The following is an 11,042-nucleotide window of genomic DNA, read 5'->3' on the forward strand; positions in this document are numbered from 1 at the left end:
CGACGAGCGGTTCGGGCACCGCCACCGGGCTGCAATCGTCCTCGGACAGCGGACAGACCACGACGAATACGCAGAATACGTCGAGCGGCGGCAGCGCATCGACCCCGACGAACGAGCCGGGCGTGACCTACCAGCCGGCCCCTCCGCCGAGCGAGCCGGTGACCTATTCTGCGGCTTCTCCCGCAGCGCAGCCCACCGCCGCACCGCTCTCTGCACCAACAACTGCCCCGACAGCATCGACGCCCGAGGCGGCGCCCGCGCGGTTCTCGATCTCCAGCGGTCCGGGCGGCACAATCACCGAACAGACCGCAAGCGTCCTCGCCGCAGGAAAGCTCGAACTGAATCCTGAGCAAAAGCAGGTAGTCGACCGGCCCGATATTGCCGAATTGATGGCGGCCTTCACCGCGCAGTTCGCGGGTTCGGAACGCCGCAATCTCGAGATGCTGTTCTGACCTGACGGAAGCGAGGGGCGTCCTGTGCCTCTCGCCTCCCAAGGCCTTGCGTAACGGCGCGCTGCGTGTTCAAGCGCGGAAATGGCCGCTCATCCTCACCATCACGATATCCTCGTCATCGGGTCCGGCGCCGCCGGGCTGACCGCCGCGCTCGCGCTGGCCGAAACTCGCAAGGTGGTGGTGCTGGCCAAGGGCTCGCTCACCGGGGGGTCGACCGCCTGGGCGCAAGGGGGCATCGCCGCCGTGCTCGACGCGGGCGACACGTTCGACAATCACGTCCGCGACACCATGATCGCGGGCGCGGGGTTGAACGATCGCGAGACGGTGGAATTCGTGATCGAACGCGCGCCGGCCAGTATCGACCGGTTGAGCGAGCTGGGCGTGCCCTTCAACCGCGAAAGCGACCATCTGCATCTGACGCGCGAAGGCGGCCATTCGCACCGCCGGATCGTCCATGTCGACGATGCGACCGGCTGGGCGGTGCAGGAAGCGCTTCTGAACGCGGCGCAGGCCAATCCCAACATCACCCTGTTGCCGGGCCGTAGCTGCATCGATTTCATCACCGGGCGCAATGCGGAGAAATTCTCCGGCGGCGGGCGCGTCTGGGGCGCCTATGCGCTGAACGAGGAGACGGGCCGGGTCGAGCGCCACGTCGCGCGGGCAACCGTGCTGGCGGCGGGCGGAGCGGGGCGCTGCTATCTGTTCTCCACCGCGCCGCGCGGGGCCACGGGGGACGGGATCGCGATGGCCTGGCGCGCAGGCGCGCGGGTTTCCAACATGGAGATGATGCAGTTCCACCCAACCTGCCTCTATAATCTTGAGGTCAAGAATTTCCTCATCACCGAAGCCGTGCGGGGCGAGGGCGGACGACTGATCAATCCGCGCACGGGCAAGCGCTTCATGGAATTCTACGATCCCGAACGCATGGAGCTGGCCCCGCGCGACGTGGTGGCGAGAGCGATCGATGCGGAGATCAAGCGCTTCGGGCTCGACTATGTCCATCTCGACATCAGCCATATGCCGCCCGAGTTCGTGCGCGAGCATTTCCCCACGATCGACGAGAAGCTCTCCAGCCTCGGCATCGACATTACGACGCAGCCGATCCCGGTCGTTCCCGCACAGCATTACACCTGCGGCGGTGTGGTGGTGGACCTCGACGCGCGCACCGACCTGCCGGGCTTGTGGGCGGCGGGCGAGTGTACCGAAAGCGGCTTGCACGGGGCGAACCGCCTCGCCTCGAATTCCTTGCTCGAATGCTTCGTCTTCGGCGAAGCGGCGGCGCGCGACATCCTCGATCGGTGGGACACGCTGGAGGAGCCGCCCGCGATCCGCGAATGGGACGATACGCTTGTCACCGATTCGGACGAAGAGGTGGTCATCAAGCAGAACTGGACCGAAATCCGCCGCTTCATGTGGAACTATGTCGGCATCGTGCGCACCACCAAGCGCCTCGAACGCGCACAGAACCGCATCGCCATGCTCAAGCAGGAGGTGGAGGATTATTACGGCGCCTTCCGGGTGACGACCGACCTCATCGAATTGCGCAACCTGCTGCAGGCCGCCGAACTGATCGTGAAGAGCGCTTTGAAGCGACACGAAAGCCGGGGCCTGCATTTCACGCTGGATTATCCGGAGACCGATCCGGTGGCCAAAGACACCGTTCTGGTGCCATAGCGCCGAATCGAAGGAGAGCGCCTCATGCCCGAAACAAAAGCCAATGGCGTCATGATCCATTACGAGGATCACGGCAATCCGTCCGATCCGGCCATGCTGCTGATCATGGGCTTCGGCGCGCAGCTGACGCTGTGGCCGGACGAGCTGGTCGAGGCGCTGGTGGCGCAGGGGTTTCGCGTGATCCGTTACGACAATCGCGATGTCGGGTTCAGCCAGAAGTTCACGGGAGACAAAGCGCCCGGTCCGGTCAAGCTGACGCTGCTCAAGAAGATCGGGCTGACGCCGAAAGTCCCCTATACGCTCGCCGACATGGCCGAGGATGCGGTCGGGTTGCTCGATGCGCTCCACATCGACCGCGCACATATCGTTGGCGCGAGCATGGGCGGGATGATCGCGCAGCATGTCGCGGCGAACCATGCGGATCGCTGCCTCAGCTTCACGCAGATTTTCTCAACCACCGGCAATCCCAAGCTCCCGGCTGCGCGCAAGGAAGCGTTGCAGGCGCTGGTCAAGCGGCCCGACAGCACCGAGGAAGCGGCTCTAGTCGCGCATGGAATGCATCTGGCGCGCACCATCGGCAGCCCGGCCTACCCGGCAGAAGAAGAGCGGCTGCGCGAACGCGTCCAGGCGAGCATCCGCCGCAGCTTCTATCCCGAAGGCGGGACGCGTCACCTCGCCGCGATCCTGGCGGACGGGGATCGGCGAAAGATGGTACGCAGGATCGCCGTGCCGACGCTGGTCTTGCATGGCGAGGACGATCCGCTGGTCCCGTGCGAAGGCGGACGCGACACCGCGGCCTGCATTCCCGATGCGACGATCCGTACCCTGCCCGGCTGGGGCCACGACCTGCCGCTGGAACTGGTCGACGAGTTGGCAGGAGCGATCGGCGGGCATGCCCGCGCGAGCGTTTCAGCGCCGGGTTAGATTCGATAATTGCGGGTGCGGATTCGATCGCTGCGCAACCGCGCGAGAGGGCCTTTTGCCCGCAAAAATTTTTTCACGGATTCATTTTCGCCCTTGCGCTTCGCCCGAGTCCAGCTTGGTCCACGCGTCGCGGCGTTGCAGCGCGATGACACACCGCCTCGCCAGAGGCTCCGCAAGCGTTAAATCGCCCTTCACCCTCTTGCGCCCAGACCCGGTCTGATTCAGTATCTGGTAGTCGGGCACCTGGGGGGACCCACTAGACCTAGCGATTGCGACCGCCGGACCCATATGGGGCAGGCGCCGGTTCCGTTCGGTCTCGATTGGGCCCTGTGGGCAAAAAGGGGATAAGTTTCATGCCCCTTCCGCCCCCGAATATTGCTAGGCGGGTACGGCTCGCCGAATCGAACACATGCGGAACATCGGCTCATGCACGATCGGACGCGACACCAGACGAAGGGCGAGGACGAGCGATGGATTTCAGGAACGAGGACGCGATGGAACTGGACACGACGCAGGACGATATGGCGACGGTCTCGGACGCGCCTTCCCCAGCTCCCGGCCCCGCATCCGGAAAGGCAATTGATATGCAGGCTTCCGACAGCGGTAGCGAAGAACTGGTTGGCACGGCGGCGATCTCGGAAAAAGCCGACGCGGCGCTGGCCGGCGCGATGATGGAAGCCGTCAAGGCCTCTGCCGAACCGGTCGACGATTCGAAGAAGATCAACGATCGCCGCTTCCAAGTCGTCACCGACAGCAGCCGGGATGCCTTGCTGACCGAATTCGGCAAGGAAACGCTGATCGATCGCTATCTGCTGCCCGGCGAGGAATTTCAGGACCTGTTCGCCCGCGTGGCCGATGCCTATGCCGACGATCAGGACCACGCCCAGCGCCTTTACGATTACATCTCGCGCCTGTGGTTCATGCCCGCAACGCCCGTGCTGTCGAACGGCGGCACCAATCGCGGTCTGCCGATCTCGTGCTATCTCAACAGTGTCGAAGACAGCCTGGAAGGCATCGTCGGCACCTGGAACGAGAATGTCTGGCTGGCTTCGCGCGGCGGCGGCATCGGCACTTATTGGGGCCAGGTGCGCGGCATCGGCGAGCCGGTGGGCCTCAACGGCAAGACCAGCGGCATCATCCCCTTCGTCCGCGTGATGGATTCGCTCACGCTCGCGATTTCGCAGGGCTCGCTGCGGCGCGGCTCGGCGGCCTGCTATCTCGACGTGTCGCATCCCGAGATCGAGGAATTCCTCGAAATCCGCAAACCCTCGGGCGATTTCAATCGCAAGGCCTTGAACCTGCATCACGGCGTGCTGCTGACCGACGAATTCATGGAAGCCGTCCGCGCGGGCGAATCCTTCGATCTCGTCAGCCCCAAGGACGGATCGGTCCGCAAGACCGTGGATGCGCGCTCGCTGTTCCAGAAGCTGGTCGAAACCCGCCTCGCGACGGGTGAGCCCTATATCGTCTTTTCCGACACGGTGAACCGGATGATGCCCAAGCATCACCGCGATCTCGGCCTCAAGGTCTCGACCTCGAACCTGTGTTCGGAAATCACGCTGCCGACGGGCCGCGATCATCTCGGCAACGATCGCACCGCGGTCTGCTGCCTGTCCTCGCTCAACCTCGAAAAATGGGACGAGTGGAATAGCGACAAGCAGTTCATCGAGGATGTGATGCGCTTCCTCGACAACGTGCTTCAGGACTATATCGACCGCGCGCCGGACGAGATGGCGCGCGCCAAATACTCCGCCAGCCGCGAACGCAGCGTGGGCCTCGGCGTCATGGGCTACCACTCCTTCCTCCAGCAGAAGGGCATCGGCTTCGAAAGCCCGATGGCCAAGGTCTGGAACCTGAAGATGTTCAAGCATGTCAGCGCCAAGGCGGAAGAGGCCAGCATGGTCCTCGCCAAGGAACGCGGCCCCTGCCCGGACGCGGAAGAAATGGGCGCGATGGAGCGCTTCAGCTGCAAGATGGCGATCGCACCGACCGCGTCGATCTCGATCATCTGCGGCGGCACCAGCGCCTGCATCGAGCCGATCCCGGCCAATATCTACACGCACAAGACCCTGTCGGGCAGCTTCGTGGTCAAGAACCCGTATCTCGAAAAGCTGCTGCGCGAGAAGTCGAAGGATTCCACCAATGTGTGGAATTCGATCCTCGAAAAGGGCGGATCGGTTCAGCATCTCGACTTCCTGAGCGCGGAAGAGAAGGCGACCTACAAGACCAGCTTCGAGATCGATCAGCGCTGGCTGCTGGAATTCGCCGCCGACCGTGCGCCCTTCATCGATCAGGCGCAGTCGCTGAACCTGTTCATCCCCGCCGATGTCGACAAGTGGGACCTGATGATGCTGCACTTCCAGGCGTGGGAGAAGGGCATCAAGTCGCTCTATTACCTGCGCTCCAAGAGCGTGCAGCGCGCGGGCTTTGCAGGCGGAGTCGAGACCGACAACACTGCCGACGCCGCCAAATACGAGCTGACGGCGGGCGCGGGCGAGCAGACCGATTACGAGGAATGTCTCGCCTGTCAGTAAAGGCTTGCCAGTAAGGCAGCCGGGCAAAGAAACGGATGGCCGGGAGCGTTCGCGCTTCCGGCCATTTCGTTTGTCACGCTCAGGCGGTTTCGAGCCCTGCCACCGTCACGGTGCGTTCGCCGCCGAAATCTTCGCGCACCACGATCAGGCCCTGGCGTTCGAGATGGTCGAGCAAACGGCGGATGCGGCTAGGCGAGGAACTGCCATAGGCGCGCGCCAGCTCGTCCTCGTCGGGCGAGGTGCGGCCCAATGCCGCATTGACGGCCAGCGTCAGATAAGGCGCCAGCACGTCTTCGGGCACGGCCTGCGCCAATTCCTCGATCCTCTCGCGCTTGCCCGACTCCAGCCTGTCGAGCCCGGTGCTGGCATAGGCGAACAGGCGGCGGAACTGCATCATGTCGATATGCGCGCTGGGCACGCCCGCCTGGCGGCAGCGGACCGCGAAATTGCGGAACAGCGCCGTGGTGGACTGGAAGGTCGCGCCATCCTCCATCGCCAGTTCGCGCACGATCCGCTCGAGCCCTTCGTCGGCGTCTTCCGGCGAAGGGGCCGGAGTTGCCGAGGCGGCATCCAGCGCCTCGTCATCGCCGGGTGCCGGTCGCTCCACGGCGGTGCTCGCCACGATCGCCTGCTCGATCTCGGCCGAGGGCCGGGGCGCGGGTGCAGGGCGCTGAGGCGGCGCGGGTTCGGCGGCAGCCTGGGCAAGATCGGTGTGGAGCAGTGCTTCCAATTCGCCATCGCTCGAATCGGGCAGCGGCATCAGCCCTTCCGACGCATTCTTGCTGCCCGTCTTCACCGATCCGATCTCGACCGCGACCGGGCTGCGGCTGATCGCCGGGCCGAGGCCGAGGAAATGGCCGCGTTGCAGATCGCGGATACGTTCGGCCTGCCTGCGGTCCATGCCGAGAAGGTCGGCGGCGCGCTGCATGTCGATATCGAGGAAGGTGCGCCCCATCAGGAAATTGGACGCTTCGGCGGCGACGTTCTTGGCGAGCTTCGCCAGCCGCTGCGTCGCGACGATCCCGGCGAGGCCGCGCTTCCTGCCCCGGCACATCAGGTTCGTCATGGCGGACAGGGTCATCCGCCGTGTATCTTCCGCCATCTCGCCGGCGGCGGCGGGCGCGAACATCTGCGCTTCGTCCACCACCACGAGCGCGGGATACCAGTGTTCGCGCGGGGCATCGAACAAAGCGGTCAGGAACAGGGCGGCGCAGCGGATCTGCTGTTCGACCTCCAGCTCGTCCAGCGCCAGCACCACGGAGGCGCGATGCTGGCGGATGCGCGCGGCAAGCGTCTCGATCTCGCGCGAAGTGTGCGCGCCGCCATCGATCACGATATGGCCGAATTCGTCCGCCAAGCTGGTGAAATCGCCTTCCGGGTCGATCACCACCTGTTGGACCAGCCCTGCGCTCTGTTCGAGCAGGCGGCGCAGGAGGTGCGATTTGCCCGAGCCGGAATTGCCCTGGACGAGCAGGCGCGTGGCGAGGAGTTCCTCCACGTCCACGGGGACGGTTTGCCCGCCCGCCTGCCTGCCGATTTCGATCTGCGCCCTCACGCGAATCGGGATAGAGGCCTGCGCGGACAAGGCAAAGCCGCATCGGCGATTTATCCAGTGCTTGACCCGATCATCGGATTGCGGTTCGCAGGCGAGGTACGCAAAACCGGGCGAGAGGAACGATGAATGGCGGATCAGGCGGAATGGGTGAAGCGGCCCCGGACAGCGACGGAAGATGCGCGATGCTCGGCGCAGGATTACGAAGCGCTCTATGCGCGCAGCATCGAGGATGCGGACGGTTTCTGGGCCGATCAGGCCGAGCGGCTGGACTGGATCGATAAACCACGCACCGTCGCGGACTGGTCGTTCGATCCGGTGGACATAAAATGGTTTTCCGACGGGACGCTCAACATCTGCCACAATGCCGTCGATCGCCATGTCGAAAACGGGCATGGCGACGCGATCGCGCTGATCTTCGAGCCCGACGATCCCGCTGGCGAGGTGCGCCGGATCACTTATGCCGATCTGCAGCGCGAAGTCGTGCGGATGGCCAACACGTTCAAAAAGATGGGCGTCCAGAAGGGCGACCGCGTCACCATCTACATGCCGATGGTGCCCGAAGGCGCTTTCGCCATGCTCGCCTGCGCGCGGATCGGGGCCGTGCATTCGGTGATCTTCGGCGGCTTCTCGCCGGAAGCGATCGCGGGCCGGGTAGACGATTGCCGCAGCGACTGGATCGTCACCGCCGATGAAGGCCTGCGCGGCGGCAAGCGGATCCCGTTGAAGGCGAATGTCGATGCGGCGCTCGAAAAGGTGTCGGTGAAGGCCGTGCTGGTGCTGCGCCATACCGGCGGCGACATCGCGATGGTCGAGGGCCGCGACCACTGGTATCACGAATTGTCGGACGGCGTTTCCGACACATGCCCCTGCGAGCCGATGAAGGCAGAGGATCCGCTTTTCATCCTCTATACCAGCGGATCCACCGGCAAACCCAAGGGCTTGCTCCACACCACCGGCGGCTATGCCGTGTGGACCGAGACGACGTTTCGCCACGTCTTCGATTACCGCCCCGGCGAGGTCTATTGGTGCACCGCCGATATCGGCTGGGTCACCGGGCACAGCTACATCGTCTACGGCCCGCTCCTGAACCGGGCGACCGCGCTGATGTTCGAAGGCGTGCCGAACTACCCCGACCACGACCGCTTCTGGGCGGTGTGCGCCAAGCATCGGGTCAATATCTTCTACACCGCCCCCACCGCGATCCGCGCGTTGATGCGCGAGGGCACAGGCCATGTGGAGAAGCACGACCTCTCCAGCCTCCGCCTGCTCGGCAGCGTGGGCGAGCCAATCAATCCCGAAGCTTGGCGCTGGTATCACCAGAATGTCGGCAGGGGCGAGGCGCCCATCGTGGACACCTGGTGGCAAACGGAAACGGGCGGAATCATGATCACCACGCTTCCCGGCGCGCACGACATGAAGCCGGGCAGTGCGGGCAAACCCTTCTTCGGGATCGTACCGCAATTGGTCGAGAATGACGGCGCGGTGTTGGCAGGCAAAGCCGAGGGGAATCTCTGCATCGCGAAGAGCTGGCCCGGCCAGGCGCGCACCGTCTACGGCGATCACGACCGTTTCGTGCAGACCTATTTCAGCACCTATCCGGGCAAATATTTCACCGGGGACGGGTGCCGCCGCGACGCGGACGGATATTACTGGATCACGGGGCGGGTGGACGACGTCATCAACGTCTCGGGCCACCGCATGGGCACTGCTGAGGTCGAGAGCGCGCTGGTGCTGCATCCCAAAGTGTCCGAGGCCGCCGTCGTCGGCTACCCGCACGACATCAAGGGGCAGGGCATCTATTGCTACGTCACTCTGAACGCGGGCGAGGAGCCGGACGACGATCTCGACGCGGAACTGCGCCAATGGGTACGCCAGGAAATCGGCCCGATCGCCACGCCAGACCATCTCCATTTCACCCCCGCTCTGCCCAAGACGCGCAGCGGCAAGATCATGCGGCGCATCCTGAGGAAGATCGCGGAGCAGGAATACGGCTCGCTCGGCGACACGTCGACGCTGGCCGATCCGGCAATCGTCGACGATCTGATCGAAACCCGTAAAGGAAACGCAGCGCGATGAGCGAGGAATGGGTCATCGGCATCATCGGCGGATCGGGGCTCTATGCCGTGGATTCGCTCGAAGACGAGCAGTGGATCGACGTGAAGTCGTCTTTCGGTGAGCCGTCCGACGCGATCCTGTGCGGGCGGATCGCGGGCGTGAAAGTGCGCTTCCTGCCCCGCCACGGGCGCGGACACCGCATATTGCCCGGACAGCTCAACGCGCGCGCCAATGTGGACGCGATGAAGCGCGCGGGCTGCACCGATCTGCTGGCGATCTCGGCTGTCGGTTCGCTGTCGGAGTCGCTCGCGCCCGGCCATTTCGCGGCGGTCGACCAGTTCATCGACCGCACGCAGGGCCGCCCTTCGACCTTTTTCGACAGCGGCCTGGTCGCGCATGTCTCGATGGGCGATCCGGTCTGCCCACGCCTGTCCGGCTTCGCCGCCGACGCAGTGGAACGCGCGGGCGGCACGGTGCAGCGCGGCGCGACATATCTGGCGATGGAAGGCCCGCAATTTTCGACTCGCGCCGAAAGCAAGCTCTATCGCAGCTGGGGGGCCGAGGTGATCGGCATGACCGGCATGCCCGAAGCCAAGCTCGCCCGTGAGGCGGAGCTGCCCTATGCCCTAATGGCCATGGTCACCGATTACGACAGCTGGCGCGACAAGGAAGCCGCCGTCGACGTCTCCGACATCCTCGAAACCATGCACGCCAATGGCGAGATAGCGAGGAAGGCGATCGAGAAACTGTGTGCCCTCCTGCCCGATCGACGCGAGCCATCGCCGATCGACACCGCGCTCGAATACGCGATCATCACTGCGCCCGAGCAGCGCGATGCTACGCTGATGACCAAGCTCGACGCGGTGGCGGGGCGAGTGCTGAACGGGTCGGAGAACTGATTTGCGCGATCTGCTTGTCATCGGTGGCGGGATCAACGGCGCGGGGATTGCCCGCGACGCCGCCGGGCGCGGGCTGAAGGTGACATTGTGCGAGAAGGACGATCTCGCCGCCCATACCTCGTCCGCCAGCACCAAGCTGGTGCATGGCGGCCTGCGCTATCTCGAGACCTACGAATTCCGCCTCGTCGCCGAAGCTTTGCGCGAACGCGAAGTGCTGTTGAAGGCCGCGCCGCATATCGTGTGGCCGCTTCGCTTCGTCCTGCCGCACGATAAAAATTTGCGCCCGCGCTGGATGCTGCGGCTGGGCCTGTTCCTCTACGACCGGATCGGCGGGCGACGCACGCTGCCGGGCAGCCGCTCGGTGAGCCTGCGAAAAGCGCCGCATCGCGCGATCCTCAAGGACCGTCTGACCCACGGCTTCGAATATTCGGACTGCTGGGTCGAGGATTCGCGGATGGCCGTGCTCGCGGCGATGGATGCGCGCGAACTGGGCGCGGAGATCCTGACCCGCACCGAATGCATCGGGCTGGAACGCACTGCCGATGGCTGGATCGCCGCCCTGCGTGAGCCGGACGCGCAGGAGCGGGTCGTCGAAGCGCGTGCGGTGGTCAACGCCGCAGGGCCGTGGGTTGACGGGATCGCAGGGCTGGCGTTGGGCAGGGGGACGCCCGCGCGCTTGCGGCTGGTCAAGGGCAGCCACATCATCGTGCCGCGCCTCTATAAGGGCGCCCATGCCTATATCTTCCAGCAAGAGGACGGGCGGATCGTGTTCGCGATCCCCTACGAGCATGATTATACGCTGATAGGGACGACGGACGAAGCGTTCGACGACGATCCCGGCACGGTCGCCATATCGAAGGAAGAACGCGCCTATCTGCGCGAAGCGGTGGGCGGATATTTCCGCACGTCCATCGCGGAAGAAGATATTGTCTCGACCTATTCGGGTGTG

The 11,042-nt window shown here is 64.7% G+C and carries 7 protein-coding genes and 1 pseudogene; 7 read left to right on the forward strand and 1 reads right to left on the reverse strand.

Annotated elements, in window-relative coordinates:
- The 4 genes and pseudogenes from A3736_RS17320 to A3736_RS02265 form a co-directional block, all read left to right on the forward strand.
- Positions 1-452: pseudogene (locus A3736_RS17320) on the forward strand (hypothetical protein); the annotation flags it as partial.
- Positions 453-533: 81 nt separating this feature from the next.
- On the forward strand, positions 534-2,126 hold the full coding sequence (gene nadB, locus A3736_RS02250; RefSeq protein WP_067678641.1) for an L-aspartate oxidase: 1,593 nt from the start codon (positions 534-536) through the stop codon (positions 2,124-2,126).
- A 24-nt stretch (positions 2,127-2,150) separates the two neighbouring features.
- Complete coding sequence (locus tag A3736_RS02255; protein ID WP_067678644.1) at positions 2,151-3,050, forward strand: alpha/beta fold hydrolase; 900 nt, start codon at positions 2,151-2,153, stop codon at positions 3,048-3,050.
- Between the two features lie 521 nt (positions 3,051-3,571).
- Positions 3,572-5,584 carry a ribonucleoside-diphosphate reductase subunit alpha gene (locus tag A3736_RS02265; protein WP_369815411.1) on the forward strand — a complete coding sequence of 671 codons (2,013 nt, stop codon included), beginning with the start codon at positions 3,572-3,574 and terminating at the stop codon, positions 5,582-5,584.
- Positions 5,585-5,663: 79 nt separating this feature from the next.
- Here the strand turns inward: A3736_RS02265 and A3736_RS02270 are convergent, their stop codons facing one another.
- Positions 5,664-7,139: an ATP-binding protein gene (locus A3736_RS02270; RefSeq protein ID WP_067678659.1), complete on the reverse strand. Its 1,476-nt coding sequence runs from the start codon at positions 7,137-7,139 to the stop codon at positions 5,664-5,666.
- 126 nt (positions 7,140-7,265) lie between these two features.
- On the opposite strand from A3736_RS02270, the gene acs reads away from it, so the two are divergent.
- From acs to glpD, 3 genes are all read left to right on the forward strand, one after another.
- Complete coding sequence (acs, locus tag A3736_RS02275; RefSeq protein ID WP_067678653.1) at positions 7,266-9,215, forward strand: acetate--CoA ligase; 1,950 nt, start codon at positions 7,266-7,268, stop codon at positions 9,213-9,215.
- Positions 9,212-10,093: an S-methyl-5'-thioadenosine phosphorylase gene (gene mtnP, locus A3736_RS02280; protein WP_067678656.1), complete on the forward strand. Its 882-nt coding sequence runs from the start codon at positions 9,212-9,214 to the stop codon at positions 10,091-10,093. The genes acs and mtnP overlap by 4 nt, the downstream gene beginning before the upstream one ends.
- Before the next feature lies 1 nt (position 10,094).
- Positions 10,095-11,042, forward strand: a 948-nt coding sequence (gene glpD, locus A3736_RS02285; RefSeq protein WP_082851262.1) for a glycerol-3-phosphate dehydrogenase, incomplete at its 3' end; no start/stop codon positions are given.

It is taken from the genome of Erythrobacter sp. HI0063 (assembly GCF_001635685.1).
Taxonomy (GTDB): Bacteria; Pseudomonadota; Alphaproteobacteria; order Sphingomonadales; family Sphingomonadaceae; genus Qipengyuania.